Origin of the sequence: Bacillus thermozeamaize (genome assembly GCA_002159075.1) — a bacterium.
In the GTDB taxonomy this organism is placed as follows: Bacteria; Bacillota; Bacilli; order ZCTH02-B2; family ZCTH02-B2; genus Bacillus_BB; species Bacillus_BB thermozeamaize.
On the sequence record LZRT01000113.1, the window covers coordinates 14,229 to 40,144 of the forward strand.

Here is a 25,916-nt window from a genome sequence, read left to right on the forward strand (position 1 = left end):
GAAGGTGCATGGATGACTGAGGCCAACCTGAAGGAAACCTATGCGCTGGATACAGAGGAGATGTCCTTTGTCGATTTGGCTTACCAGTGGCTGGCAGAAACCAAGGAACCGAAGAAATTTCACGATTTGGTGCAGCATGTGGCCCAGATCAAGGGTTACCCAAAGGAATCGATCGAACAACTTCTGGCGATGTTCTATACCGATCTGAACGTGGACGGAAGGTTTACCTGTGTGGGCGAGAATCTTTGGGGGCTGAAACACTGGTATCCGTTCGAGTCGACGGAGGATGACATTTTGTCCCTGGATTTGGCGGAGGATGAGGAACTGGAAGTGGATGAAGAGGAAGAAATGATCCTGGAGGAGGATCTGGAAGAGGAAATCGTCGATCTGGGTGAAGACGAGGACCTGGATCTGGAGGATGAGGATGAGCTTCCACTGGACGATGAGCTGGACGAAGAGGAAGATTTCTGATCCCCGTTGACAAGGGTGGCCGCTTTGGCTATACTATCAACGGGCTAAATGAACGTTACAGGCCCCCTGGTTCAGGGGGTCTGTTTATTTTTTTGGAAGGAGTATCCAGAATGACCAAGTACATCTTTGTTACAGGCGGCGTCGTTTCTTCGCTCGGAAAAGGGATTACTGCTGCCTCCCTGGGACGCCTGTTGAAAAACCGGGGACTGAACGTCACGATTCAGAAGTTTGATCCGTATATCAATGTGGATCCGGGGACGATGAGCCCGTATCAACACGGGGAAGTGTTTGTCACGCACGACGGTGCGGAGACGGATCTGGATTTGGGACATTATGAGCGGTTTATCGACATTCATCTGACAAAAAACAGCAGCATCACCACCGGGAAAATCTATTCTGCCGTCCTGGCCAAGGAGCGGCGCGGCGATTACTTGGGGGGAACGGTCCAGGTGATCCCGCATGTGACCAACGAGATCAAGGAGCGGATTCGCCTGGCGGAACAGGAAGGCAATCCGGATGTGGTGATTACCGAGATCGGCGGTACGGTCGGCGACATTGAAAGTCTGCCGTTTCTGGAGGCCATCCGGCAAATGAAGTCGGATGTCGGGCGGGAAAATGTGCTGTACATTCACGTCACGCTGATTCCCTATGTGGCCGCGGCCGGTGAATTGAAAACCAAGCCGACGCAGCACAGCGTCAAGGAGTTGCGGAGCATCGGCATCCAGCCGCATGTGCTGGTATGCCGCACCGAACAGCCGTTGAATGAGGAGCTGCGACGCAAGCTGGCGCTGTTTTGCGACATCGATCCGGAGGCTGTGATTGAGGCGCGGGATGCGGAAACCCTGTACGAGGTGCCGTTGATGCTGCAGCAACAGGGGCTGGACGAATTTATCGTGCGGCATCTCGGCCTGCCGGCCGGCGCGCCCCGGATGGAAGAGTGGCGGCAGATGGTGGAGCGGATGAAACATCTGGATGGCCAGGTGCGGATTGCGATCGTCGGCAAGTATGTCTCGCTCAAGGATGCCTACCTGAGCGTCAACGAAGCCCTCTACCACGCGGCCACTTTCCACGGGAAAAAACTGGAGATTGAGTGGGTCAACTCGGAAGACCTGGCGTCGGACAACCTGCGCGAGCGGCTTCAGGGGGTGGATGGCATCCTCGTGCCGGGAGGGTTTGGCCGCCGCGGCATTGAAGGCAAGTTGCTGGCCATTCAGTATGCGCGGGAGATGCGCATTCCCTTTTTCGGGATTTGTCTGGGGATGCAGCTGGCTTGTGTGGAGTTTGCGCGCAATGTCCTGAAGTTGGAGGATGCCAACAGCGTGGAAATGGACCCGGATACCACGCATCCGGTCATCGATTTGCTGCCTCACCAGAGCGGGGAAATGCTCGGCGGGACGATGCGCCTTGGGGCTTATCCCTGCCGCCTGCTTCCCGGTTCTTTGGCCAGCCAGGCCTACCAGACGGAAGAGGTTGCGGAGCGGCATCGCCACCGCTATGAGTTCAACCTTCAGTACAAAGAGGTATTTGAGAAGCATGGGTTGCGGGTCACCGGGCTCTCTCCCGACGGCCGCCTGGCCGAGATTATGGAGTATGCCGATCACCCCTGGTTCGTGGCGACGCAATTTCACCCGGAATTCACTTCCCGCCCAAACCGTCCGCATCCCCTGTTTCGCGAGTTCGTCCGGGCGGCGATATGCTGCCGGGAACGCCAGCCGGTTCATTGAACGCGTTGGAGATGCCCTGGGCTTGAGATGTCCGGAAGGGTCTCCCGGAAGGGATCCTTTCCGGGCTTTTTTTGTCTCGGCCGGGTCTTTTCCGCGGCGTTTGCAGGAAATATGCAAGAAAAAGAGAATTAAGACAAAGAGAATGAAGATGCGCGCATCGTCAGGATAGTCATTTTTGGCGGCGTTTGGTGGAAATACCGGCTGCAATCCGCTGATATGAAGGAGGGTTTTGTCGATCGATGTCGAAAAAAATCTTGGTGGTTGACGATCAGTTTGGCGTGCGGATGTTGCTTCACGAAGTGTTGTCCCTGGATGGGTACCAAACCTACCAGGCGTCCGGCGGCAAGGAAGCCTTGCAACTGTTTGACGAAGTGAAACCGGAACTGGTCATCCTGGATATGAAGATGCCGGGGATGAACGGCCTGGATATTCTGCGGTCGATTCGCAAACGTCCGTCCGATGTGCAGGTATTCATGATGACAGCATACGGAGAATTGGATATGATAAAAGAGGCGACCCGTTTGGGCGTGAAGACTTATTTTACAAAGCCCTTTGACATCGATAAATTGCGGGAATCCGTGCGTGAATGGTTTGCCTCAGCACATGCCGCCGAGTCGACACATACTCATGCCTGAATGCGGAAAGGAGCGATGAAACATGCCTTTGGTGCCGATGACGGAGTTTTTGCCGCGTGCCAAGGCGGAAGGCTTTGCCGTCGGACAATTCAACATGAACAACCTGGAATTTACGAAAGCCATCACAGAAGCGGCCATGGAGGAACAATCGCCCTTTATCTTTGGCGTGAGTGAAGGCGCGATCAAATATATGGGGCTGGAGTACGCGGTCGCGATGGCCCGCGTGGCTGCCGAAGAATCCGGCCTGCCGATAGCCCTGCACCTGGATCACGGCAGCAGTTTTGAGATCGTCATGAAGTGCATTCGGGCCGGCTTTACTTCCGTGATGTTTGACGGTTCGCACCTGCCCCTGGAGGAAAATATCCGGCTCACCAAAAAAGTGGTGGAGGCAGCCCATGCGGTAGGGGTCTCGGTGGAAGGCGAGCTGGGGACGATTGGCGGCGTCGAGGATGATTTGTCCGTCGATGAGGAAGACGCGATGCTGGCCAAACCCGAGGAAGCGATTCGCTTCTGGCGGGAGACGGGCGTGGACTGCCTGGCGATTGCGGTCGGCACGGCCCACGGGATGTACAAGGGTGAGCCGCGCATCCGGTATGAAATCATTCAGGAGGTAGCCTCCCAAATTGATGTGCCGATCGTGTTGCATGGCGGTTCCGGCGTTCCGGATGAGGCCATTCGCCGTTCGATTGCGCTGGGCGTGGGCAAGATCAACGTCAACACGGAGAACCAGGTGGCGATGACGAAGACGATCCGGGAGATTTTTGCCCGGGATGAGAAGGTCTACGACCCGCGCAAGTACCTGGGACCGGCCAAGGAGGCCATGAAAGAAGTGGTCCGCAGCAAGATCCGCCTGTTCGGCTCCAATGGCAAGGCTTAGAATAACCATGCACCTAAAGGAGTGGCTGCAAGCCGATGAAATTTTACATTGACACCGCCAACGTCGAGGAAATTCGCGAAGCGTATGAAATGGGGATTCTCTCTGGCGTGACCACCAACCCATCCCTGGTCGCCAAAGAGGGCCGCAACTTTATCGAGACCCTGAAGGAGATCGCCGACATTGTGGATGCGCCGATCAGCGCGGAAGTGGTCAGCACGCAGGCGCAGGAAATGGTGGCCGAAGCGGAGCCGTTGGCCGCCCTGTCGAAGAACATCGTCATCAAAATTCCGATGACGGGTGAGGGGCTGAAGGCGGTCAAGATGCTGTCGAAGAAAAAAATCCGCACCAATGTGACGCTGATCTTTTCGGCCAACCAGGCGCTGATGGCGGCGCGCGCCGGTGCGAGTTACGTCTCGCCGTTTATCGGCAGGCTGGATGATATCGGTTACGACGGCCTGCAATTGATTCGGGACATCGCGGAGATCTTCGAGTTGCACCGGATCGAGACCGAGATCATTGCAGCCAGCATCCGCCATCCGATCCATGTGACGGAGGCGGCTCGGGCCGGGGCACATATTGCCACGATTCCCTATCATGTGATCCGGCAAATGCTTCACCACCCCCTGACGGAACAGGGGATTGCACGGTTTTTGGCCGATTGGGAGAAGGTCCCCAAACCTTGATGCGGGGAGGGGCATCGAATGGATCGACTGGTCATCCGCGGCGGGGTGCCCCTGAAGGGCAGCATTTCGATCAGTGGTTCCAAAAACAGCGCGGTTGCGTTGATGCCGGCCGCGCTTTTGGCTGATTCTCCGGTGATCTTGGATCAGGTGCCGCAGATTCAGGATGTTCACACGTACCGGCTGTTGCTGGAGAATCTGGGGGCACGGGTGGAAAGGACGGGCAGCATGCTGCAGATCGATCCTTCCAAGCTGGGGAATCAGCCGCTGCCGAATGGGTTGGTCAAGCGGCTGCGCGCTTCCTATTACCTGATGGGGGTGCTGCTGGCTCGTTTCGGCGAGGCGATCGTGGGCCTTCCGGGCGGCTGCGCGCTCGGTCCGCGCCCCATCGACCAGCACATCAAGGGCTTTCAGGCGCTGGGCGCAGAGGTGGCTTTCGATGACGGGTGCCTGCGCTTGGTAGGCAAACGGCTGACCGGCACGCGCATCTACCTGGACGTCGTCAGCGTCGGAGCCACGATCAACCTGATGCTGGCCGCCGTGCTGGCCAAAGGGACGACGATTCTGGAACATGCGGCCAAGGAACCCGAAGTGGTGGATCTGGCCACCTTGCTGAACGCCATGGGGGCCCGGATTACGGGAGCCGGCACCGATGTGATCAAAATCGAAGGTGTCAAATACTTGAAGGGCTGCCGCCATGACGTGATCCCGGATCGCGTCGAGGCGGGGACCTATCTGATTGCCGCCGCTGCCACGGGTGGCGAGGTCTGCCTGGAGAACATCATCCCGGAACACCTGGATGCCGTTTTGGCCAAACTGCGCGAAATGGGGGCGCAGGTGGAGTGGGACGCCGAACGCGTGCAACTGGTTGCCAGCGGGCGGACGCTTCGCCAGGTGGATGTGAAGACGCTTCCATATCCGGGATTTCCCACAGACCTGCAGCAGCCTTTTACCGTCCTGCTGACGCAGGCGGAAGGCATCAGCATGGTCACCGACAACATTTTCGCTTCGCGGTTCAAGCATGTGGAGGAGTTGCTTCGCATGGGCGCCTCGATTCAAATCGAGGGCCGGACGGCAGTGGTCAGGGGCCGGACGCCGCTCACAGGGACGCGGGTTCAGGCAAGCGATCTGCGCGCCGGGGCGGCCATGGTGATTGCCGGCCTGGTGGCAGAGGGTGTGACCGAAGTGGCCAATCCCGGCCATCTGGATCGTGGCTATGAGCGGCTGGAACAGAAATTCGCTGCCCTGGGCGCGGACATGCGGCGCCTGAGGAGCCAGTCCGCTGATGGCGAGGATAGCTAGTTGCTAGAGTTGCGAGGATCGGAAGACGTGATGACAGCTGCTCGCTTCTGGAGGTGCGCGGAGGATGTGGGTCATCCCGCTTTTGGCTTCACTGACCAGTTTGTTCCTGACAGTTGACATGACCCGGCAGTATCTGCAAAAGCGAAAGGCCCACCAGCTGGCTTATGCGAGCGGGTTGGCTCTTTTTACGCTGGCTGCCTTTGTGGAATGGTTTGCCATGGTCTTCGGCTGGTCGCCGTTCATCTACAAGGTGTACTATTATACGGGCATCGTGCTGGTGCCGGTGCTGGCCAGCGGTTCGGTGTTCCTGCTGCGACGAAGGGCGATTGGAAACCTCTTTTTGTTCTATGTGGTCGTGACCAGTCTCCTGATGCTGCTGCAAATCATCCCTGCGCAGGTGAAGGAGGATCTCTTGCCGGCTGCTGGCCTGACCGTGGGGGGCAGCGCGATGCCGGAATCGGTGCGGCAATACAGTTTCTGGCTTTCCGGCGTTGGCGGGATTGTTTTGCTGGTTGTCAGCCTGTATTCGTTTGTCCGCACCCGCTATTGGGGCAACCTCTTCATCTTTTTGGGCGCTCTGGTGATGAGCATCGGCGGCCGTCTGGCTGCGGCGGGGCTGGCCGTTTTTCTCCCGTTGAGCGAACTTGTCGGTATCTTGCTGCTGTATCTTGGTGTGGCCCGCCATCCGGGCACCCTTGGGGAGACGGCGAAAAAAGCACGGGTCAGCAGAGGGTGAAACGGGATATATGACGTGATATACTGAAAAGGTGAGACAGAGGAGGAGCAGCATGGAACGAAGTTTGACGATGGAATTGGTTCGGGTGACGGAAGCTGCCGCACTGGCTGCCGCCCGCTGGATGGGCCGGGGGAACAAACACGAGGCCGATCGCGCCGCCACCGAAGCGATGCGGGCCGTGTTCGACACCATCCCGATGCGGGGGACCGTCGTGATCGGTGAGGGCGAGATGGATGAGGCGCCCATGTTGTACATCGGAGAAAGGCTGGGGATGGGATATCCTCCGGAAGTGGACGTTGCGGTGGATCCCCTGGAAGGAACCAACATCGTCGCCAACGGCGGCTGGAATGCCCTGTCCGTCGTGGCGATCGCGGAACGGGGAAATCTCCTGCACGCACCCGATATGTACATGGAAAAAATTGCGGTGGGTCCGAAAGCGGCGGGCCATGTGGATCTCGATGCTCCCGTGGCGGATAACCTGAAGGCGGTGGCTCGCGCGTTGGGCCGGGATGTATCCGATCTTGTGGCCGTTGTCCTGGACAGGCCGCGGCATCAAAAACTGATTGAGGAAATCCGCGCTGCCGGAGCCCGGATCAAGCTGATCGGGGATGGCGATGTGGCCGCCGCCGTCAATACCGCTTTTGAAGATACGGGCGTGGATATTCTCTTCGGCACGGGCGGAGCGCCGGAAGGCGTGCTGGCGGCTGTGGCGCTGAAATGCCTGGGCGGGGAAATCCAGGGGCGTCTCCTGCCGCAAAACGAACAGGAACGGGAGCGCTGTATCAAGATGGGCATCGCCGATCCGCAGCAGATTCTGCGCATGGATGATCTGGTCAAGGGGGATGATGCCATCTTTGCGGCGACGGGCGTCACCGACGGCGAACTGTTGCAAGGCGTTCGCTTCCGCGGCAGGGAGGCGACGACGGAGTCGATCGTGATGCGGGCCAAAACGGGCACCGTGCGCCGGATTTTGGGCAAACACCGCCTCGATCGCAAACTCAATTTGGTGTTTACGGATGGGCTGGATCCCAGCCAGCTGGGGTCTTCCAGCTAACCGTTGGGTTTAATCGGAGCAAATTCGGCAAGAATGATCGATATCCAGGAATGATCGGCATCATCGATAAATATCATCATCATTGATAAGAGAAGATCATTGATAAAAGAAGTTCTATTGATTAAGAAAAGTATAGAAAGCATAAATCCGGATTACAAGCACGTTTTAAAAGAATGCATTGAATGGAGCATGCGGATGACGTTAGGCGAACTGGAAAACAAGAAACTGACCGAACTCTATGAACTGGCGCGAGAATTAAAGATTCCATATTATGGTCAAATGAAGAAAAAAGAATTGATTTTTGCCATTCTGCGCTCACTGGCGGAGCAGGATGGACTGATGTTCATGGAAGGGGTCCTGGAAATCCTCCCTGAAGGGTTTGGATTCTTGCGACCGCTTCATTATCTTCCGAGCAATGAGGACATCTACATTTCCGCTTCACAGATCCGGCGTTTCGATTTGCGAACCGGCGATTTGGTATCCGGAAAAGTTCGGCCTCCGAAAGAAAATGAGCGGTATTTTGGTCTCCTGCAAGTGGAGGCAGTAAATGGCGAAAACCCCGAAAACGCCGCGAAACGGCTTCACTTCGCTTCCCTGACACCCCTCCATCCACAAGAACGCTTCATTCTGGAAACATCTCCGGATAAATTATCGACCCGCATCATCGATCTGCTGGCGCCTGTCGGCAAGGGCCAACGCGGCTTGATCGTCGCACCTCCAAAAGCCGGCAAAACCGTCCTGCTGAAGGAAATCGCCAACAGCATCGCCACCAACTATCCGGATGTGGAACTGTTTATTTTATTGATCGACGAACGGCCTGAAGAGGTCACGGACATGCAGCGTTCGGTCAAAGGCGAGGTGATCAGTTCCACGTTTGACGAGTTGCCGGAGCACCATATCAAGGTGGCGGAACTGGTGCTGGAGAGGGCCCAGCGGATCGTCGAACACAAACGGGATGTGGTGATTTTACTGGATAGCATCACCCGGTTGGCCCGCGCTTATAACCTGGTGATTCCCCCCAGCGGCCGGACGTTGTCGGGGGGCATCGATCCGGCTGCCTTTCACCGGCCGAAGCGTTTTTTCGGCGCAGCGCGGAACATCGAGGAAGGAGGCAGCTTGACCATTTTGGCCACGGCTCTGGTCGATACGGGCTCCCGCATGGACGACGTGATTTATGAGGAGTTTAAGGGGACCGGAAATATGGAGCTTCACCTGGACCGGCGGCTGGCGGAGCGGCGGATCTTTCCGGCCATCGACATCCACCGGTCAGGAACGCGGCGGGAAGAATTGTTGCTGCCGCGGGAACACCTGGAAAAGGTCTGGGCTCTCCGGCGGGCGATGGCCGCGGAAAATCCGTATGAATTTACGGAGCAGCTGCTTCGCCGCCTGCGGGCGACCAAGAGCAACGAGGAATTTTTGGCAAACCTCACAGCTTCTCAGGATCCGTTTGTCAAGACCGGCTGACTCATCAAGACCGGCTAACTTGTCAAGAACCGGTTAACCTCCCGGGCGCGGGCAGGCGTTCCTTTAAGGGGGGATCTTCTGCAGGGCGCTCCTCCTGCCGGTGGTGGCAGCGATTTCCCCTTGCATATCGGGACCGGGTGGTGATACAATAACCACGTGTCTTTTTTGACCGTCCATTTTCATTGACGAATTTTACTCTGCTTCAGGTTAGGGAAGCAGGGCAAGCGAGGTGGAACAGATGAAAACAGGCATTCATCCCGAATTCAAAGTGACGACGGTGACCTGTGCTTGCGGGAACACGTTTGAAACCGGTTCGGTGAAGGAGAACCTGCGGGTCGAGATTTGCTCGGAGTGCCATCCTTTCTTCACGGGGAAGCAGAAGTTTGTCGACACGGGTGGCCGTGTGGAACGCTTCAAGAGGAAATACAACATCAAATAACCTGTTTCAGGATCAGCTCCCGCGCTTTGCGGGAGCTGTCCTGTTTGGAACCCCTGCTGGTTATGCGAAGAACGGAAGGCATCATGGAAGAACGGAAGGCATCATTGGAAGGCATATTGATCCGCCTCCCGGACATGCTACCTCTAGGAGGTGGATCTATGCTGAGCAAAAAAATGCTGATGCTTGGCGTGGCGGCAACGACGTCGCTGACGTTGGCCGCCTGTGCGCCGGCAGCCCGTCCCGCTCCCGATCAGGATGTGGCCCCCAATCAATACCGCCAGGCTCCGAATGGAACGCCGATGCGGCAGGACGATTTCAGCCGGGTCAATAACCGCTATGACAACGTGCGACGTCCCTTTACGCCAGCCCCTGACCGGACCGCGTACCCCGATGACGGCATGCAAGGGTTTACCAATGCCAACCCGAACCTTTATTACGGACGAAACCGCAATAATGTCAATAATTTCTTCCAGGATGCGGACCGGATTGCCAAGGCGGCCGCACAAGTCAATGGCGTCAACAATGCCACCGCAGTGATTGTCGGCGGGACGGCATATGTCGGGCTGGATCTGAATACCCGGGTGAACCGCCGGCAGGCCGACGCCGTTGAGGATCAGGTGGCCAGGCACGTCAGCCGCGTGGCACCCCGCTATCATGTTGTCGTGACGTCCGACGCCGATCTGTTCGGTCAGCTCAGGGAAATCGACAACGGCTTGCGCGGCGGCAGGCCGGTGGATGATTACCGCAACCAGCTGGGCGTGATTGACGACCGGATGGCTGAGGCTCGCACGCACCGCGCCCCGGTTCGATAAACCCCATCATCAACAAACAGCAGATCAACGGAACCTCCTATGCAAGGTGCCGGACGAGGAAGCGGCAAGATCTTCCTGCGTCCGGCATGTTTTGTTTGCTGGGTGCGGCATGTTTTTGTCTCAGGGATTGGCCGTCTTGCGGCTGCCGCCCTTGCCCGCGGTTCGAGGGATTTAGTACAATGATTCTGTTAGTCTTTTGGAACGTGAAAAAGGGGGTTGGGTCATGTTTGAGCGCCTTGCGGCCATCATGGAGCGCTATGAACAACTGAGCCAATGGCTCTGCGATCCCGAAGTGATCAATGACCCGGCCAAGCTGCGTGCATATTCCAAGGAACAGAGCGACTTGCAGGAAATCGTGCAGGTATATCGGGAGTACCTTTCCGTCGACGAGCAGTTGGCAGAGGCCCGGGAGATGGCCAATGACACTTCTGATCCGGAAATGAAGGAATGGATTCGGGAAGAGATGGCCAATCTGGCGGCGCGAAAGTCGGAGCTGGAAAACCGCCTTCAGATCTTGCTGCTTCCCCGGGATCCCAATGATGAGAAAGATGTGATCATGGAGATCCGCGGCGCGGCAGGCGGCGAAGAGGCGGCCTTGTTTGCGGCCGACCTGTACCGGATGTACACGCGGTACGCGGAAAGCAAGGGTTGGAAGACCGAGTTGGTGGAGGCGCATCCGACCGGGATCGGAGGTTTCAAGGAAGTGATCTTCACGATTCAGGGGAAGGGTGCCTACAGCCGGCTCAAGTATGAAAGCGGCGCTCACCGCGTGCAACGGGTGCCGGTGACCGAATCGGGAGGCCGGATTCACACCTCGACCTCCACCGTGGTGGTGCTTCCTGAGGCGGAAGAGGTGGAAGTGGAAATCCACGAAAAGGATTTGCGGATCGATGTGTTCCGCTCCAGCGGGGCAGGCGGGCAGCATGTCAACACCACCGATTCGGCGGTACGGATTACCCATTTGCCCACCGGCATCGTCGTCAGCTGCTCGGATGAGCGGTCGCAGATCAAGAACCGGGAGAAGGCAATGCGGGTGTTGCGCGCCCGCCTGTACGACAAGTACCGGCAGGAGGAGCTGGAGAAACAGGCCAGTGCACGCCGCAGCCAGGTGGGCACCGGCGATCGGAGTGAAAGGATACGTACCTACAATTTTCCCCAGGGGAGAGTGACCGATCACCGGATTGGCCTGACCGTGCACCGGCTGGAGCAGATCCTGGAAGGGGATCTGGATGAGATCATCGATGCGCTGATTGCCCACGAACAGGCGGAAAGATTGAAACAGGCCGGAACAGACGGGTGATGGAAAATGGGTGAAGCAGGCAGGCCGGAAGCGGCCGGTGTGACCGTTCGGGAAGCCCTGCGCTGGGCTTCCTCCTTTTTTCGCGGGCAGGTAGAGCGTCCGCAAAGGGCGGCGGAAATGCTTCTCTGCGGGGCAGGCGGCTGGCGGCGGGAGGAGCTGTTTGCAGAGCCGGAGATGCCCCTGACCAGGGAACAATGGGCCGTCTTTCAGGAATGGGTCAGGCGGCACCGGGACGGCGAACCGCTGCAGTACATTCTCGGAGAGGTTTCCTTTTACGACATGACGTTTACAGTCAACCGGCATGTCCTGATTCCCCGGCCGGAGACCGAGCTGTTGGTGGAGGAGACGCTGCGTGAGGTGAAGGCCGGATGGAACGCCGAACGCCCCCTTCGCATGGCGGATATCGGGACGGGAAGCGGGGTCATCGCCATCACGTTGGCCCGCCTGCATCCCCGCTGGGAGGTCTGGGCGGTCGACTGTTCTGCCGCGGCGCTGGCCGTGGCGCGAGAGAATGCCCGGCGGCTGGGGATGGAGGGGCAAATCCATTGGCTGGAAGGCGATTTTTGTCAGCCCCTCAAGGAGCAGGGGGTGTGGGTGGATCTTTTGATCTCCAATCCGCCGTATGTAGCCCGCTCCGACCTGGCCGCCTTGCCGGCGGGCGTCCGGGATTATGAGCCACGCCTGGCGCTGGACGGCGGGGAAGATGGTCTGGATGCCTACCGCCGGATTATCCGCGATCTTCCTTCGGTCCTGCTCCCCGGTGCGTTGGTGGCTTTTGAAGTCGGGATTCACCAGGCGGATGAAGTGTGCCGGATGCTGAAGACAGCAGGGTTTGCAGATTGCAAGGCGAGGGCCGATCTGGCGGGGATTCCGCGTTTTGTGTTTGCCCGTTGGGTTTAGGAACGTCATTCTCTTTCTTTCATAGGTTTAGAACTTCTTATCCTTGCCCATACTGGTGGGTGAGGAGGAGAAACCGATGGAGAAGAGAATGTGGGTTTTGTGGATTCCGCTTTTGCGCCGTTTTCTGTCCCGTTTTGCCGGCGCGCTGACGCTTTCATTGCTGGCCGGATTATGGCTGCTGCACTCATGGATGGTTCCTTTTTCGATTCAGCCCGCTTCATCTCCGCTCGCAAGCTTCACGATTCCGGACGAGGCGATCCGCTTTCGCGTGCTGGCCAACAGCAATACGGTGGCTGATCAATGGGTCAAACGCCGGGTGAGGGATGCGGTTCTCGCGCAGATTGAACGCTGGGTCGGCGATGCGGCGGATGTGCATGCGGTTCGCCAGGTGCTGGGGAACCGGGTTGACGAGCTGCAGGCCCTGGCGGATCGGGTGTTGATGGAAAACGGCTTTCCCTACCGGAGCAGGGTAGATTACGGCGAGGTGCCTTTTCCGAAAAAGACGTTCGGTGGCCGCACGGTTCCCGCCGGGCAGTATGAGGCGCTGCGGATTATCCTCGGCGAGGGACAGGGTGACAATTGGTGGTGCGTGCTGTTTCCGCCTTTGTGTTTTGCGGGTCCGGACAATCCGGACAAGGGGGAAGAGGAGGCAAGGGAAACGAAGGCCGATTCGGCGCCGTTACATGCCGAAATCCGTTTTTTCCTGTGGGACTGGTTGCGGGGATGGTTTGAGAAGGAATCGTGAATGATGAAGCATAGGGAATCATGCATGGAGAGTGAAAGAGGGAATGGATCCAGGACGGGAAATGGCTCGCCACGCCCGAATCGTATGGGTGGATGGCGGGCTTTCTTGTGATATGCTGAAATTGATATGCTGAAATTATCCACAGTTTTGGCGGAACTGTGGATAAGATTGTGGATAACCTTGTGGAAGAGATGGGGATGAAAATCAAGATGAAGCGACTGGATACCGCACATTGGCTGATCGATTCGCAGTCGCCGCAGCTTGCGGAGCATCCTGCGGTTCAGGAAGCGGCGGCATGCTTGCGCCGGGGGGAGACGGTGGCGTTTCCGACAGAGACCGTTTATGGTCTGGGCGCAAATGCCTATCATTCAGACGCCGTTCGGAAGATCTTTGCGGCGAAGGGCCGTCCCAGCGACAATCCGTTGATCGTCCATATCTGGCATCCGGAGTCCCTGGAGGAGCTGGTGACCGTCGTTCCGGAGGCGGCCCGCCTCCTGATGGAAACATTCTGGCCTGGGCCGTTAACCTTGATTCTGCCATCGTCAGGACGTGTTGCCCCGGAGGTGACCGGGGGGCTCGAGACGGTGGCGGTCCGGATGCCCTCCCATCCTGTCGCGCAGGCGTTACTCAAGGCGTGCGGTTTTCCGCTGGCGGCGCCAAGCGCCAACCGGTCCGGACGCCCCAGTCCAACCACCGCGGGGCACGTACTGGAGGATCTGAAAGGGCGGATTGCCGGCGTGTTGGATGGCGGGCCGGTACCCATCGGCACCGAATCCACCGTGGTGGATGTGAGCAAAGGCCGTCCAGTCATCTTGCGGCCCGGCAGCATCACGCGGGAGGAGCTGGAGCGTGTCCTGGGCACAGCGATCCCGGCGGCAGGGCTTGAAGAAAAACAGGGATCTGCCCCCGGGCGGGAGGATTCCCTGGTGCCGCGTGCGCCCGGGATGAAGTACACCCATTATGCGCCAAAAGGGCAGCTGTGGCTGGTCAAGGGTTCGCTGGCTGAGGTGCGCCGCCGGATTGTGGAAGAGGCTCGCGCTCGTGGATGTTCGGGGCTCAGGGTGGGAATCCTGACGACAGAGGAAGGGGAAGCCTATTACCGGCAGGCGCTGGCTGGTTTGCCGGTGCTCGTTCTCCCTTGCGGCAGGCGCAGCCGGCTGGAGACGGTGGCCCGGTTTTTGTATGCCTGTCTGCGCCAGTTTGATGCGGCGGATATCCAGGTGATCTATGCCGAGTCCTTTGCGTCCGAAGGGATTGGCGCGGCGATCATGAATCGCCTGGAGAAGGCCAGCGGCGGCCGTTTCATATCAGCCCAGGGTTCCTATCAGTCAAAAGCGTGAATAGTCAAAAGCGTTCCTATCAGCCAAAAAGGATGCTAACCCTCCGGCTTGTCGCATATATTGGACAGGAGACGACAGACAAGGGCCGGGAGGGGTAGCATGGCAGAGGCGCTGGATGCGGTGATGGTCCAGATTGGCCAGTGGCTGACGATTGGTTCCATTGCCATGGCCATGGGGATGGATGCACTTTCACTGGGAATCGGCGTAGGGATGAGTGGAATTCGGCGCCGGCAGATGGTTTATTTGAGTTTGCTGGTCGGGATGTTTCATATTTTGTCGCCGACGTTGGGTATCCTGGTTGGCGGCTGGCTCAGCCATCGCATGGGTTACATGGCTGTCTTGCTGGGCGGCCTGCTTTTGTTTTTGTTGGGTGTGCAAATGATCGTCTCCGGGTTGCGGGGATCCTCCCTGGAGATGCGAAGCGGGCTTGACGGGTCCCTGTGGTGGCTCATCCTCCTGGCGTTTGGCGTCAGCGTGGACAGCTTGGCGATTGGTTTTTCGATGGGGCTTTTTTCGGTTGACATCATCCTCTCCCTGTTGGTGTTTGGTTTTTGCGGTTTTTGGATGTCCCTGGCCGGACTGGTGCTGGGGCGCCGCGTCGGGCAGCAACTGGGGATGGTGGGGGAAATCCTGGGGGGTTTGATATTGGTGGTGTTTGGAGTATCATTTTTATTATGAAGGTGTTCGATGACGCATGAAAGGGATGCCAGATCGTGAAAGGGGGGACAAGGACGTGAGAACCATCCGACTGCTTTACGTATGCACGGGCAATACCTGTCGTTCGCCGATGGCCGCCGCATTGACGGAAAAACTGGGGAAGGAACTGGCTTTGCCCTATGCGCTTGAGGTGCGCTCCCGGGGATTGTATGCCGCGCCTGGCGACCCGTTGAGCCAATATGCGCGTGAGGCGCTGGGCGAAAGGGGAATTGAGATGGAGCACCAGGCTGCCATGCTGGAGGAGGAGGATATGAAATGGGCAGATCTGGTGTTGACGATGACCATGCAACATAAGCGCCACTTGTGGGAGGAGTTTCCTGATTTTCAGGATAAGACGTTTACCTTGAAGGAGTACATACGGGAACATGGCCCGCAAAAGGCGGCCGGAGCCGATGCGGAAGCCACCGGTGCGTCGCCGGCGGCGGAAGCGGAAGGGCCAGAGGAGTCCAAAGCGAAGCAGCCACAGGAGTCCGGGGAGTCAGGGGATGGGCCTGATGATTTTTCATGGGAGTACCTGGAGTCCTATTTTTCTTCGCTGGACGTCAGGGATCCGTTCGGCGGAGAGCTGGAAGTTTACCGGCAGACACGGGATGAGCTGGAGGAGAACATCCGCCATTTGTTACAGTTGTTGGCAGCCTCTGTCAGCCAGCCCGAAGATGCGTTATAATGGCAGGGAGTTTGCAGAGGAGTTTGCAGAGAGGAAGGGAGCCTTTCATGGAAAACGGCCAGTTGAGAGTGGCACTAGCGGCAGACCACGGGGGGTTTCGCCTGAAGGAAGAGATTAAGAAAGAACTGGAAGAGATGGGGGTTATCTACGAGGATTTCGGCACCCATTCGCCTGATTCTGTAGATTACCCCGATTTTGCCATCCCGGTGGCGAAAAAGGTGGCAGCGGGCGAATTTGATCGCGGGATTCTGATCTGCGGCACCGGGATTGGCATGACGATTGCGGCGAACAAGGTGCGCGGAATACGTTGCGCCTTGGTGCATGATGCCTTTTCCGCGCGGGCGACGCGGGAACATAACGACAGCAACCTGCTGGCGATGGGGGAGCGGGTGATCGGCCCGGGGCTGGCGCGGGAGATCGTGCGGATTTGGTTGACAACGCCGTTTGCCGGCGGGCGGCATCAGCGGCGCATCGAAAAGATCCGGGAGCTGGAAGCACAGGAACATCCGGAGCCTGATCATCTGCCTTCCTGTTGCGATGGGGCAGGGAAATGAGGAGGTGAGCCGGTGAGCGATCGGAACCGGCAGCTGGCAGAGACGCCCGTATGCGGAGCGGCTGGCACTTTGGATCTGGACGGCGTCTATCAGGCGGTCCGATCCATTCTGGAAGAATTGTGGGAGAAACAGAGGGAAGCGTTGTGGCAGGGACAAAAGAGGGGGCCTGCAGCGCCGCAGGTTTGGGTGATCGGGGCCAGCACCAGCGAGGTACAGGGCCATCCGATTGGCAAACAGGGCAGCGAGGCGATTGCGGCACGGATTTTTCGCGCGGCAGAAGAGGTGGCCCGGGAACGGGACATCCGGATGGCCTACCAGTGTTGCGAGCATCTCAATCGGGCGTTGGTGGTGGATCGGAGCACCGCGATGGCCCATTCCTGGGAGCCGGTGACGGTGGTTCCGGTTCCTGAAGCGGGAGGGGCGCTGGCTGCCTATGCATTTGCCCACATGGAGGATCCGGTGGTGGTCGAGGCCATCCGGGCGGATGCCGGCATCGACATTGGCGACACTCTGATCGGGATGCACTTGAAGCCGGTTGCGGTTCCTTTTCGGCCATCCTGCCGGCAAGTGGGCCGTGCCCATGTCACCGCCGCGTGGACAAGGCCCAAGCTGATTGGCGGCTCACGGGCTGTGTATTCGAGGAACTGACGCGTCAATCGTCTGCCATTTTAGCAAAGAAAGGGGAACGTCAAACATGCTGGAACATCTCGTCAGGCAGGATCCGGAGGTGGCCTCCGCGCTGCAAAAGGAATTGCAGCGGCAAAACCAGAACATCGAGTTGATCGCTTCGGAAAACTTCGTCAGTCCGGCCGTGCTGGAGGCGCTGGGTACCGTTTTGACCAACAAATACGCCGAGGGGTATCCTGGGCGCCGCTATTATGGTGGCTGCGAGTATGTGGATGTTGTGGAAGAGTTGGCGCGGGAGAGGGCCAAACAGCTTTTTGGGGCCGATCACGCCAACGTGCAGCCGCACTCCGGCGCCCAGGCCAACATGGCCGTCTACAGTGCCGTGCTGAAGCCCGGCGACAAGGTGCTGGGGATGAACCTGGCCCACGGCGGTCACCTGACCCACGGCAGCCCGGTCAACTTTTCCGGCCAGCTGTACCAGTTCATCCCTTACGGGGTGGATGAAAAAACCCACCTGATCCGCTACGATGAAGTGCGGGAGCTGGCGCGCCAGCACCGTCCCAGGCTGATTGTGGCAGGGGCCAGCGCCTATCCGCGGGTGATCGATTTCGCCGCATTGCGGGAGATCGCCGATGAGGTCGGAGCTTATTTGATGGTGGACATGGCCCACATCGCCGGCTTGGTGGCCACCGGGCTGCATCCGTCTCCGATTCCGTACGCTCATTTTGTCACCACCACCACCCACAAGACGCTGCGCGGGCCGCGGGGCGGCATGATTCTTTGCCAGGAGGCGTTTGCCAAGGAGATCGACAAGGCCATTTTCCCGGGGATTCAAGGCGGCCCCCTGATGCATGTGATCGCCGCCAAGGCGGTGGCTTTTGGCGAGGCGCTGCAGCCTGCGTTCCGGGATTATTGCCGGCAGGTGGTGGAGAATGCCAAGGCGCTGGCCGAATCGCTGATGAATCATGGGCTGCAGCTGGTATCCGGCGGGACAGATAATCACCTCATCCTGGTGGATGTGCGCAACCTCGGCCTGACCGGCAAAGAGGCGGAGGCCATTCTCGACGAGGTGAATATCACCGTGAACAAAAATGCCATTCCGTACGATCCGGCCAAGCCGATGGTCACCAGCGGCATCCGCATCGGCACGCCGGCTGTCACGACGCGTGGCATGGATGCGGAGGCGATGGTCGAAATTGCCGGGATCATCGCGTCGGTGCTCAAGGAGCGGGACAATGCGGCGGTCAAGGAGGAGGCCCGCCGCAAAGTGGCTGAGCTGACCCGGCGTTTTCCCTTGTATGCCCAGCTTCGTTATGCCGAGGCGTGAAGCGGTGGCGGAGAACGCCTTGCGCGGAAGAGAAACTGGCGACTGGGGATGAGGGAAAACATGGGCAAAGTTTATCATTTTGATCATCCGTTGATTCAGCACAAGTTGACCTTTATTCGCGACCGGCGCACGGGGACCAAGGAGTTCCGCGAACTGGTGGACGAAGTGGCCACGCTGATGGCTTATGAAATCACCCGCGACCTGCCGTTGCAGGAAGTGGTGATCGAAACGCCGGTGGGGACTGCCAGAAGCCGCGTGATCAGCGGCAAAAAACTGGGCATCATCCCCATCTTGCGGGCCGGATTGGGCATGGTGGACGGCATACTGAAGCTGATTCCGGCGGCCAAGGTGGGGCATGTGGGATTGTATCGGGATCACGAGACGCTGCAGCCGGTGGTATACTATGTCAAGCTGCCTACGGACATCGCGGAACGGGAATTGATTGTCATCGATCCGATGCTGGCGACCGGCGGTTCCGCTGCGGCGGCGCTTGCGCTGCTGAAAGAACGGGGCGCCAAAAGTGTGAAGTTGATGTGCCTGGTTGCGGCCCCGGAGGGAATTCGGCGGATTCAGGAGGAGCATCCGGATGTGGACATTTATGTCGCCGCGGTGGATGAACGCCTGAATGAGTGCGGGTATATCGTTCCCGGCCTGGGGGATGCCGGAGACCGGTTGTTTGGGACCAAGTAAGCGAAGAAAAAACAGAGAGAAGAAAAAACACAGCAAGAAAGAAACCGGAACGTATGGCGCAAGCAAGGAGAAGCAAAAGGGAGGGTAGAGGACAGCGAGTTGTCCGTCATAGATGAAGGTTCTCAGTGTATTCGGCACCCGGCCGGAGGCGATCAAGATGGCACCGGTGGTTCATCGCCTGCGGCAGATGCCGGGCATCCGTTCCTATGTCTGTGTCACCGCCCAGCACCGGCAGATGCTGGATCAGGTGTTGGAGGCATTTGCCATTGATCCGAATTATGACTTGAACATCATGACGCCCAGGCAGAGTTTGACCCAGATTACCACGCGCGTGCTGGAAGGGCTGGAGCGCATCATCCAGGAGTTGCGCCCTGATCTGATCCTGGTCCACGGGGATACCACCACCAGTTTTGCCGCGGCTTTGGCCGCCTTTTACCATCATGTGGCGGTGGGACATGTGGAGGCGGGCTTGCGTACATACGACAAAAACGCGCCATACCCGGAAGAGATGAACCGGCAGCTGGTGGGCGTGCTGGCTGACCTGCATTTTGCGCCGACGAAATGGGCGGCTGAGAACCTGCGCCGGGAACGCAAACCCTCCGGGCAGATCTGGATCACCGGCAACACGGTGATTGACGCGCTGGCGACGACGGTCCGTCCGGACTACAGCCACCCCGTTTTGGAAAAGATCGCAGGAAAAAAGATGGTGCTGATGACGGCGCACCGGCGGGAAAACATTGGAGAGCCCCTGCGCCGGATCTGCCGCGCCGTTTTGCGCCTCGTGGAGGAGCATCCGGAGATTGCCGTGGTATACCCGGTACACCTCAATCCGGCGGTGCAGGAAACGGTCCGGGAAGGGCTCGGCGGACATCCGCGAATTCACTTGATCGAACCGCTGGATGTCCTGGATTTTCACAACTTTGAAGCCCGCGCGCACCTGATACTCAGCGATTCGGGCGGCGTTCAGGAGGAAGCACCCGCTTTCGGGGTGCCGGTACTGGTGCTGCGGGAGAAGACGGAACGGCCGGAGGGTGTGGAGGCGGGGACGCTGCGGCTGGTGGGAACGGACGAAGAGCGGATTTTTGCCGAAGCCGACCGGCTCCTGCGTGACGAGGACGCGTATCGCCGGATGGCGCAGGCGGCCAACCCTTACGGCGACGGACAGGCTGCCGCAAGGATTGCCCGGGCGATTGGTTACCATTTCGGATTTGAAAAAGAACCGCCTGAACCTTTTTCGCCGCAAGCGTCTTTGTGACAATTTTGTCACAAATCGCATGGAACAGCTGGAAATAGCCGGGGACCCTGTGCCTTTCGTTGACATGGTTACCCGGCTATTGTACCATAGCATAGGACACGAGAAGCGTTTCCACGAGTATGCAAGAAACAGAATCGGGAGCTTGAGGCCAGAAAGGAGAGCGAGGCGTGACCCACCCCGAGCGCGGGAACCTATGGCGGGCGGCTGCGATCGTCAGCGTGATCGGCATCGATCTGGCCATCTTTTTTCTCCTCGGCGTGGCGCTGGGACGCTGGCTGGATCGCATCTTTCAGACGATGCCTCTTTTCATGATCCTGGGCATGTTGCTGGGTTTGCTCGGCTGGGTGTTAAGCCTTTTGCCCATTGTCAAGCGCTTGGCGGGAGATGGCCATGAACGATGATTTGACCCGCCGGGTGAACGGCCTGGTTCGTTTGATGCTGCTGCTCATGGCGGTTTGGGTGCTCGGCTGGGGATTTACGCCATGGAAACCGTTTTTCCTGGGCCTCATCGTGGGGAGCCTGGTCAGCCTCGTCAATGCGTTGCACATGGCCTGGAGGGTGCGGCGGTTTTTCAGATGGTACAACCTGACCGGGAGGCGGCCGCGGCTTGCGGCTGGCACGCCATTCCGGTTCAGCATGGCCATCCTGGCAGCCCTGGTGGCCTGGCGCTGGCCGCAGGTGGATTTGCTCGGCACGATCCTGGGACTTGTGACAGCCCCGGCCATGACCCTCATTCATGGCCTGTTAACCCTCAAGGAATACTCTATCCGCAATAACCAACCGTGAAAGGGGTGATACCGTTGCATGAGAGTCCGGTCTGGGTGCCGCTGGAGAGTCTGCCGTGGTTGACGTTTGACCTGTCCACCCTCTACATGACGCTGATCACGATGGTCATCGTGTTTCTCATTGCTTGGTTCGGCGCACGTGGCGCGACCACGGGCGTGCCCCGGGGATTGCAAAACGTCCTGGAATGGCTGGTGGATTTTGTCCGCAACATCATCGGCATCGCGATGGACCTGCGGAAAGGGGAACGCTTCCTCTCGCTGGGGCTGACCTTGATCATGTTCATTTTCGTCGCCAATCTTCTGGGACTGATCTGGGTGATCGAGACCGAACACACCGAACCCCTGACCATTCTGGGGATCGAGGTGGTTTCGGAAGAGATGCTGGCAGAGGCGGAGGCGGAGGGCAAGCACGGCGTCTCCATGGTCTGGTGGAAATCGCCGACAGCTGATGCCAGTGTGACGCTGGGGTTGTCATTCATGATCATCGTTCTCAGTCATATCCTCGGCGTTCGCATGGCCGGTCCCAAAGCCTACCTGAAACATTTTGTCGAACCTTATCCCGTCTTTTTGCCGCTCAACCTGATTGAAGAGGTGGCCAACACGCTGACGCTGGGCCTGCGTCTTTTTGGCAATATCTTCGCGGGCGAGGTGCTGATCGCGGTCATTCTCATGCTGGGCGCGGTCGGTATCGTGCCGATGATTGTCTGGCAGGGATTCAGCGTGTTTGTCGGCGCCGTGCAGGCCTTTATCTTTACAGTCCTGAGCATGGTCTATATCAGCCGGAAAATTGAACACAGTCACTGATTTCCGGAATTTTTCCCGAGCCATGGATGTGAACCATGGGTTTCATGATATGATATCTTGCTTCATTTCATGACAGGTTGCTGCCATTTCCAAATATTTGTCTTCAAATTGTGAAAGGAGTGCTGACATTAATGAGTCTCAATATTTTAGCCGCAGCGATTGCAGCAGGTCTGGCCGCCGTTGGAGCAGGGATTGGCAACGGGTTGCTGTTTGGCCGTACCGTGGAAGGGGTATCCCGGCAGCCCGAATTGCAGGGTCGTTTGATGGGTCTGATGTTTATCTGCTTCGGTCTGGTTGAAGCCTTGCCGATCATCGCGGTGGTTATTGGTTTGCTTGCCTTCTTCTCCTAACAAAGGACGAAAAGCTCCTGACGGACAGGAGCGGGGGATGATCAGGGCGGCGGCAGATCTCGCCCCGCCTTTGTCTTGTATCAGAGAAAAAAGGAGTGAGTCGGCTTGGCGTTTCACATCGGCAATTTTTTGATCACCATTATCGCGTTTGGAATTCTTTTCTGGCTGCTGAGCCGCTACGCGTTTGGTCCGCTGATCGGAGTGATGGCCAAGCGTCAGGAGGAGATCGCCAGACAGATTGAGGAGGCGGCTGCCCGCAGCCAGGAGGCGGAACAGCTACTGGCTGAACAGAAACAGCTCCTCAAGCAGGCGCGCGAGGAGGCGCGCGAGATTGTCGAACGCGCCCGCGTGACAAGCGAGAAGCAGGCGGAAGAAATCATCAGCCAGGCCAAGGCGGAAGCCGAACGCCAGCGGCAGCAGGCACTGGCTGAAATTCAGCGGGAGAAAGAGGTGGCCCTTGCCGCGATGCGCGAGCAAATGGCTGTCCTTTCTGTTCAGATTGCGGCCAAAATCATCGAAAAGGAAATCGATCCGCAAGCGCAGCGTGAGCTGATTGACAGCTTTGTCGAACAGGTAGGGAAAGTGCAATGATGGTGGCAAAGCGATATGCCAAGGCGATGTTTGAACTGGCGCTGGAACAGGGGCGGCTGGATGAGATCGCCGCTGACTTGACGCTGATCAGAGACAGTATCGATCAACATGCCCCTTGGCGGGAGTGGCTGGCCAACCCGCAGGTGTCGGCTCAGGACAAGCAATCCGCGGTTCGCCAGCTGTACGGGGAAAAGGTCTCCCCTGAAGTATTGCATCTCCTGCTGATTTTGCTCAAAAACAGGCGTGCACTGCTCATCAGCCAGGTGGTCAGAAGCTATTTGGACATGGTGGACGAGTACAAGGGTGTGGTCCATGCGCATGTATCGTCCGCGTTCCCGCTGACGGAGACAGAAGAGGAGCACCTCGCCGCCTCGCTGAAGGAGTTGACCGGAAAGACGGAGGTCGTCCTGCACAAGGAGACAGACCCCGAGCTGATCGGCGGGGTGCTGGTCCGGATCGGCGACCGGCTGTACGACGGCAGCGTCCGTGGTCTTCTGCAGCGGATGGAGAAACAACTGGTGACAGCCTGACAGCAGGTTAGGGCAGTAATGTGAGAGAAGGGGTGAATCAATGAGCATCCGACCTGAGGAAATCAGTACCATACTCAAGCAGCAGATCGCCAACTTCCAGACCGAACTGGAAGTCAGCGATGTCGGGACCGTCATCCAGGTTGGTGACGGGATTGCGCGTGTCTATGGCCTGTCCAATGTGATGGCCGGAGAACTCTTGGAGTTTGAAAATGGCGTCATGGGAATGGCCCAGAACCTGGAAGAGGACAACGTCGGCGTCGTGATCATGGGTCCCTTCACCGGCATTCACGAAGGCGACCGCGTCAAGCGGACGGGACGGATTATGGAGGTGCCGGTGGGCGAGGCCCTGCTGGGACGGGTGGTCAACCCGCTGGGTCAGCCCATCGACGGGCTGGGTCCGATTCAGACGAGCGAATACCGTCCGGTTGAATCTCCCGCCCCTGGCGTGATCGATCGGCGGTCGGTGCATGAGCCGATGCAGACCGGTATCAAGGCGATCGACTCGATGGTGCCGATCGGCCGCGGCCAGCGGGAGCTGATCATCGGGGATCGCCAGACCGGAAAGACGGCGATTGCCGTGGACACGATCATCAACCAAAAGGGCCAGAACATGATCTGCATCTACGTGGCCATCGGACAGAAGCAGTCGACGGTGGTTAGCGTCGTGGAGACGTTGAAAAAGCACGGCGCGATGGATTACACCATTGTCGTCAGCGCCTCCGCATCGGAGCCGGCACCGCTCTTGTACCTGGCGCCGTATGCCGGTTGCGCCATGGGCGAATATTTCATGTACAAGGGCAAGCACGTGCTGGTCGTATACGATGACCTGTCCAAACAGGCGGCTGCCTACCGGGAGTTGTCGCTCCTCTTGCGCCGTCCGCCAGGCCGGGAAGCTTATCCGGGTGACGTCTTCTACCTGCACTCCCGCCTGCTGGAGCGGGCCGCCAAGCTGAACGACGAGCTGGGAGGCGGGTCGCTGACGGCATTGCCCTTTATTGAGACGCAGGCCGGTGACGTGTCGGCCTACATTCCGACAAACGTGATCTCGATTACGGACGGTCAGATCTTCCTTGAATCCGATCTGTTCTACTCGGGCCAACGCCCCGCGGTCAACGTCGGTCTGTCCGTTTCGCGGGTAGGGGGAGCGGCGCAGATCAAGGCGATGAAGAAAGTGGCCGGGACGCTGCGTCTCGACCTGGCGCAGTACCGGGAGCTGGCTGCCTTCGCCCAGTTTGGCTCCGATCTGGACAAGGCGACACAGGCCAGGCTGATTCGCGGACAGCGGACGATGGAGATTCTTAAACAGGATCAGTACAAGCCGATGCCCGTGGAAAAGCAGGTGGTCAGCATCTACACGGCTGTGAAAGGGTATCTGGACGAGTATCCGGTGGAAGATGTCCTGCGCTTTGAATCCGAATTCCTCGCTTACATGGATGCCCAGCCGCAGGGACAGGAAGTGCTCAAAGCGATTCGTGAGACTGGAGACTTGAGCGCTGAGACAGAGGAAAAACTGCAAAAATGCATTGAAGACTTCAAGAAAGGCTTTGTCTCCAGCAAGGCGTGACGGCGCTGCCTCCTGACTGCCCGCGCGGAAGCTGGAACGATTCCTCATATGACCACTCGCAAAGGTGGTGAGTTCATTTGCAAGGGACGAAAGCGATCAAAAACCGGATACGCAGTGCCAAAAACATGCAGCAAGTGACCAAGGCGATGGAAATGGTGGCTTCCGCCAGGTTGCGCCGCTGTCAGGAACGGGCGCAATCCTCCCGTCCCTATGCGGATAAGATGCGCGAGGTGATCGCCAGTGTGGCCGCCGGCTCGAGCGGCTTTCGCCATCCCATGCTCAGCCGGCGGGAAGTGAAAAAAACCGGTTACCTGGTAATCACCTCCGATCGGGGACTGGCCGGCGGCTATAACGCCAACCTGCTGAGGTTAGTGGAAGGGAAGATCCGCCAGCGGCACCAGTCTCCGGAAGAATACGTCATTTTCGTGATCGGACGCAAAGGCGCGGACTTTTTCCGCAAGCGCGGCTACCCGGTGATCAGGCAGATCGTGGGGCTGTCCGATTTTCCCACGTATGCCGACATCAAGGATATCTCTTCCGCGGCGGTGTCGCTGTTTGCCGAGGAGGCCTTTGACGAACTGTATCTGTACTACAACCATTTCGTCAATCCCGTGCAGCAGCAGCCGCGCGAAGAGTTGCTCCTGCCGTTGGTCAACCTGCTGGAAGAGCTGGGGAACGACCAGCAGGGGTCTGCCAAGCGTTATGTGTACGAGTATGAGCCCTCACCGGAAGAAGTGTTGTCGGCGCTTTTGCCCAAGTATGCGGAGAGCCTGATTTATGCCGCTCTGCTGGACGCCAAGGCCAGCGAACAGGCAGCGCGGATGACCGCAATGGGCAATGCGACGGATAACGCCGGTGAGATGATCAAGCAACTCAACCTCTATTACAACCGGGCCAGACAGGCGGCCATCACGCAGGAAGTTTCCGAGGTTGTCGGCGGCGCCAATGCCCTGCAGGGATAGCGGATTTATAGATC

General features: G+C 58.4%; 30 protein-coding genes. All 30 read left to right on the forward strand.

Annotation, left to right across the window (positions count from 1 at the left end; translation table 11 throughout):
- Window positions 1-12: 12 nt before the first annotated feature.
- The 30 genes from BAA01_09995 to BAA01_10140 all read left to right on the forward strand — a co-directional run bounded on the left by BAA01_09995 (window position 13) and on the right by BAA01_10140 (window position 25,902).
- Window positions 13-471 carry a DNA-directed RNA polymerase subunit delta gene (locus tag BAA01_09995; protein ID OUM85068.1) on the forward strand — a complete coding sequence of 153 codons (459 nt, stop codon included), beginning with the start codon at window positions 13-15 and terminating at the stop codon, window positions 469-471.
- 110 nt (window positions 472-581) lie between these two features.
- Window positions 582-2,195, forward strand: a complete 1,614-nt coding sequence (locus BAA01_10000) for a CTP synthase (GenBank protein OUM85034.1) — start codon at window positions 582-584, stop codon at window positions 2,193-2,195.
- A gap of 239 nt (window positions 2,196-2,434) precedes the next feature.
- On the forward strand, window positions 2,435-2,830 hold the full coding sequence (locus tag BAA01_10005; GenBank protein ID OUM85035.1) for a two-component system response regulator: 396 nt from the start codon (window positions 2,435-2,437) through the stop codon (window positions 2,828-2,830).
- Window positions 2,831-2,852: 22 nt separating this feature from the next.
- Window positions 2,853-3,707 (forward strand): fructose-1,6-bisphosphate aldolase, class II, encoded by an 855-nt coding sequence (locus BAA01_10010; GenBank protein ID OUM85036.1) that lies wholly within the window; start codon window positions 2,853-2,855, stop codon window positions 3,705-3,707.
- Window positions 3,708-3,742: 35 nt separating this feature from the next.
- Window positions 3,743-4,390 carry a fructose-6-phosphate aldolase gene (locus BAA01_10015; GenBank protein ID OUM85037.1) on the forward strand — a complete coding sequence of 216 codons (648 nt, stop codon included), beginning with the start codon at window positions 3,743-3,745 and terminating at the stop codon, window positions 4,388-4,390.
- An 18-nt stretch (window positions 4,391-4,408) separates the two neighbouring features.
- A complete protein-coding gene (locus tag BAA01_10020; protein ID OUM85038.1) occupies window positions 4,409-5,689 on the forward strand; it encodes a UDP-N-acetylglucosamine 1-carboxyvinyltransferase in 1,281 nt (426 codons plus the stop codon).
- Between the two features lie 64 nt (window positions 5,690-5,753).
- Complete coding sequence (locus BAA01_10025) at window positions 5,754-6,425, forward strand: hypothetical protein (GenBank protein OUM85039.1); 672 nt, start codon at window positions 5,754-5,756, stop codon at window positions 6,423-6,425.
- Between the two features lie 52 nt (window positions 6,426-6,477).
- A complete protein-coding gene (locus BAA01_10030; GenBank protein ID OUM85040.1) occupies window positions 6,478-7,479 on the forward strand; it encodes a fructose-1,6-bisphosphatase, class II in 1,002 nt (333 codons plus the stop codon).
- A 189-nt stretch (window positions 7,480-7,668) separates the two neighbouring features.
- The gene (locus BAA01_10035) at window positions 7,669-8,943 is read left to right on the forward strand and encodes a transcription termination factor Rho (protein OUM85069.1); all 1,275 of its coding nucleotides are present in this window, start codon (window positions 7,669-7,671) and stop codon (window positions 8,941-8,943) included.
- A 238-nt stretch (window positions 8,944-9,181) separates the two neighbouring features.
- Complete coding sequence (locus tag BAA01_10040) at window positions 9,182-9,382, forward strand: 50S ribosomal protein L31 (protein ID OUM85041.1); 201 nt, start codon at window positions 9,182-9,184, stop codon at window positions 9,380-9,382.
- Between the two features lie 158 nt (window positions 9,383-9,540).
- Window positions 9,541-10,194, forward strand: coding sequence for a hypothetical protein (locus tag BAA01_10045; GenBank protein ID OUM85042.1), 654 nt, complete (start codon window positions 9,541-9,543; stop codon window positions 10,192-10,194).
- 223 nt (window positions 10,195-10,417) lie between these two features.
- Window positions 10,418-11,494 (forward strand): peptide chain release factor 1, encoded by a 1,077-nt coding sequence (locus BAA01_10050; protein OUM85043.1) that lies wholly within the window; start codon window positions 10,418-10,420, stop codon window positions 11,492-11,494.
- A 6-nt stretch (window positions 11,495-11,500) separates the two neighbouring features.
- Complete coding sequence (locus tag BAA01_10055) at window positions 11,501-12,394, forward strand: protein-(glutamine-N5) methyltransferase, release factor-specific (protein OUM85044.1); 894 nt, start codon at window positions 11,501-11,503, stop codon at window positions 12,392-12,394.
- Between the two features lie 124 nt (window positions 12,395-12,518).
- The gene (locus BAA01_10060; protein OUM85070.1) at window positions 12,519-13,139 is read left to right on the forward strand and encodes a stage II sporulation protein R; all 621 of its coding nucleotides are present in this window, start codon (window positions 12,519-12,521) and stop codon (window positions 13,137-13,139) included.
- Window positions 13,140-13,336: 197 nt separating this feature from the next.
- Window positions 13,337-14,479: a threonylcarbamoyl-AMP synthase gene (locus BAA01_10065; protein ID OUM85071.1), complete on the forward strand. Its 1,143-nt coding sequence runs from the start codon at window positions 13,337-13,339 to the stop codon at window positions 14,477-14,479.
- Between the two features lie 99 nt (window positions 14,480-14,578).
- Complete coding sequence (locus BAA01_10070; protein ID OUM85045.1) at window positions 14,579-15,157, forward strand: hypothetical protein; 579 nt, start codon at window positions 14,579-14,581, stop codon at window positions 15,155-15,157.
- Window positions 15,158-15,221: 64 nt separating this feature from the next.
- A complete protein-coding gene (locus BAA01_10075; GenBank protein OUM85072.1) occupies window positions 15,222-15,863 on the forward strand; it encodes a hypothetical protein in 642 nt (213 codons plus the stop codon).
- A 62-nt stretch (window positions 15,864-15,925) separates the two neighbouring features.
- Entirely contained in the window at window positions 15,926-16,417 is a 492-nt protein-coding gene (locus BAA01_10080) for a ribose 5-phosphate isomerase B (protein ID OUM85073.1), read from the forward strand.
- Between the two features lie 75 nt (window positions 16,418-16,492).
- A complete protein-coding gene (locus tag BAA01_10085) occupies window positions 16,493-17,065 on the forward strand; it encodes a TIGR01440 family protein (GenBank protein OUM85074.1) in 573 nt (190 codons plus the stop codon).
- 46 nt (window positions 17,066-17,111) lie between these two features.
- Window positions 17,112-18,371, forward strand: a complete 1,260-nt coding sequence (locus BAA01_10090) for a serine hydroxymethyltransferase (GenBank protein ID OUM85046.1) — start codon at window positions 17,112-17,114, stop codon at window positions 18,369-18,371.
- Window positions 18,372-18,431: 60 nt separating this feature from the next.
- The gene (locus BAA01_10095) at window positions 18,432-19,061 is read left to right on the forward strand and encodes a uracil phosphoribosyltransferase (GenBank protein ID OUM85047.1); all 630 of its coding nucleotides are present in this window, start codon (window positions 18,432-18,434) and stop codon (window positions 19,059-19,061) included.
- A 112-nt stretch (window positions 19,062-19,173) separates the two neighbouring features.
- Window positions 19,174-20,316 (forward strand): UDP-N-acetylglucosamine 2-epimerase, encoded by a 1,143-nt coding sequence (locus BAA01_10100; protein OUM85048.1) that lies wholly within the window; start codon window positions 19,174-19,176, stop codon window positions 20,314-20,316.
- A gap of 167 nt (window positions 20,317-20,483) precedes the next feature.
- On the forward strand, window positions 20,484-20,717 hold the full coding sequence (locus BAA01_10105; protein OUM85049.1) for a hypothetical protein: 234 nt from the start codon (window positions 20,484-20,486) through the stop codon (window positions 20,715-20,717).
- Complete coding sequence (locus BAA01_10110; protein OUM85050.1) at window positions 20,707-21,102, forward strand: hypothetical protein; 396 nt, start codon at window positions 20,707-20,709, stop codon at window positions 21,100-21,102. The genes BAA01_10105 and BAA01_10110 overlap by 11 nt, the downstream gene beginning before the upstream one ends.
- Window positions 21,103-21,116: 14 nt before the next feature.
- Window positions 21,117-21,905, forward strand: a complete 789-nt coding sequence (locus BAA01_10115) for a F0F1 ATP synthase subunit A (protein ID OUM85051.1) — start codon at window positions 21,117-21,119, stop codon at window positions 21,903-21,905.
- Window positions 21,906-22,036: 131 nt separating this feature from the next.
- Complete coding sequence (locus BAA01_10120) at window positions 22,037-22,255, forward strand: F0F1 ATP synthase subunit C (GenBank protein ID OUM85052.1); 219 nt, start codon at window positions 22,037-22,039, stop codon at window positions 22,253-22,255.
- Window positions 22,256-22,360: 105 nt separating this feature from the next.
- The gene (locus BAA01_10125) at window positions 22,361-22,846 is read left to right on the forward strand and encodes an ATP synthase F0 subunit B (GenBank protein OUM85053.1); all 486 of its coding nucleotides are present in this window, start codon (window positions 22,361-22,363) and stop codon (window positions 22,844-22,846) included.
- Window positions 22,843-23,376, forward strand: a complete 534-nt coding sequence (locus BAA01_10130) for an ATP synthase F1 subunit delta (protein ID OUM85054.1) — start codon at window positions 22,843-22,845, stop codon at window positions 23,374-23,376. The genes BAA01_10125 and BAA01_10130 overlap by 4 nt, the downstream gene beginning before the upstream one ends.
- Window positions 23,377-23,416: 40 nt before the next feature.
- Window positions 23,417-24,940: a F0F1 ATP synthase subunit alpha gene (locus tag BAA01_10135; protein ID OUM85055.1), complete on the forward strand. Its 1,524-nt coding sequence runs from the start codon at window positions 23,417-23,419 to the stop codon at window positions 24,938-24,940.
- Between the two features lie 125 nt (window positions 24,941-25,065).
- The gene (locus BAA01_10140) at window positions 25,066-25,902 is read left to right on the forward strand and encodes a F0F1 ATP synthase subunit gamma (protein OUM85075.1); all 837 of its coding nucleotides are present in this window, start codon (window positions 25,066-25,068) and stop codon (window positions 25,900-25,902) included.
- Window positions 25,903-25,916 lie beyond the last annotated feature (14 nt).

Excerpts from the sequence above, each read along its gene's own strand:
- BAA01_09995 (OUM85068.1), top strand. The coding sequence starts at position 13 with ATGACTGAGGCCAACCTGAAGGAAACCTATGCGCTGGATACAGAGGAG.
- BAA01_10000 (OUM85034.1), top strand. The coding sequence starts at position 582 with ATGACCAAGTACATCTTTGTTACAGGCGGCGTCGTTTCTTCGCTCGGA.
- BAA01_10005 (OUM85035.1), top strand. The coding sequence starts at position 2,435 with ATGTCGAAAAAAATCTTGGTGGTTGACGATCAGTTTGGCGTGCGGATG.
- BAA01_10010 (OUM85036.1), top strand. The coding sequence starts at position 2,853 with ATGCCTTTGGTGCCGATGACGGAGTTTTTGCCGCGTGCCAAGGCGGAA.
- BAA01_10015 (OUM85037.1), top strand. The coding sequence starts at position 3,743 with ATGAAATTTTACATTGACACCGCCAACGTCGAGGAAATTCGCGAAGCG.
- BAA01_10020 (OUM85038.1), top strand. The coding sequence starts at position 4,409 with ATGGATCGACTGGTCATCCGCGGCGGGGTGCCCCTGAAGGGCAGCATT.
- BAA01_10025 (OUM85039.1), top strand. The coding sequence starts at position 5,754 with ATGTGGGTCATCCCGCTTTTGGCTTCACTGACCAGTTTGTTCCTGACA.
- BAA01_10030 (OUM85040.1), top strand. The coding sequence starts at position 6,478 with ATGGAACGAAGTTTGACGATGGAATTGGTTCGGGTGACGGAAGCTGCC.
- BAA01_10035 (OUM85069.1), top strand. The coding sequence starts at position 7,669 with ATGCGGATGACGTTAGGCGAACTGGAAAACAAGAAACTGACCGAACTC.
- BAA01_10040 (OUM85041.1), top strand. The coding sequence starts at position 9,182 with ATGAAAACAGGCATTCATCCCGAATTCAAAGTGACGACGGTGACCTGT.
- BAA01_10045 (OUM85042.1), top strand. The coding sequence starts at position 9,541 with ATGCTGAGCAAAAAAATGCTGATGCTTGGCGTGGCGGCAACGACGTCG.
- BAA01_10050 (OUM85043.1), top strand. The coding sequence starts at position 10,418 with ATGTTTGAGCGCCTTGCGGCCATCATGGAGCGCTATGAACAACTGAGC.
- BAA01_10055 (OUM85044.1), top strand. The coding sequence starts at position 11,501 with ATGGGTGAAGCAGGCAGGCCGGAAGCGGCCGGTGTGACCGTTCGGGAA.
- BAA01_10065 (OUM85071.1), top strand. The coding sequence starts at position 13,337 with ATGAAAATCAAGATGAAGCGACTGGATACCGCACATTGGCTGATCGAT.
- BAA01_10070 (OUM85045.1), top strand. The coding sequence starts at position 14,579 with ATGGCAGAGGCGCTGGATGCGGTGATGGTCCAGATTGGCCAGTGGCTG.
- BAA01_10090 (OUM85046.1), top strand. The coding sequence starts at position 17,112 with ATGCTGGAACATCTCGTCAGGCAGGATCCGGAGGTGGCCTCCGCGCTG.
- BAA01_10095 (OUM85047.1), top strand. The coding sequence starts at position 18,432 with ATGGGCAAAGTTTATCATTTTGATCATCCGTTGATTCAGCACAAGTTG.
- BAA01_10100 (OUM85048.1), top strand. The coding sequence starts at position 19,174 with ATGAAGGTTCTCAGTGTATTCGGCACCCGGCCGGAGGCGATCAAGATG.
- BAA01_10110 (OUM85050.1), top strand. The coding sequence starts at position 20,707 with ATGAACGATGATTTGACCCGCCGGGTGAACGGCCTGGTTCGTTTGATG.
- BAA01_10120 (OUM85052.1), top strand. The coding sequence starts at position 22,037 with ATGAGTCTCAATATTTTAGCCGCAGCGATTGCAGCAGGTCTGGCCGCC.
- BAA01_10130 (OUM85054.1), top strand. The coding sequence starts at position 22,843 with ATGATGGTGGCAAAGCGATATGCCAAGGCGATGTTTGAACTGGCGCTG.
- BAA01_10135 (OUM85055.1), top strand. The coding sequence starts at position 23,417 with ATGAGCATCCGACCTGAGGAAATCAGTACCATACTCAAGCAGCAGATC.
- BAA01_10140 (OUM85075.1), top strand. The coding sequence starts at position 25,066 with ATGCAGCAAGTGACCAAGGCGATGGAAATGGTGGCTTCCGCCAGGTTG.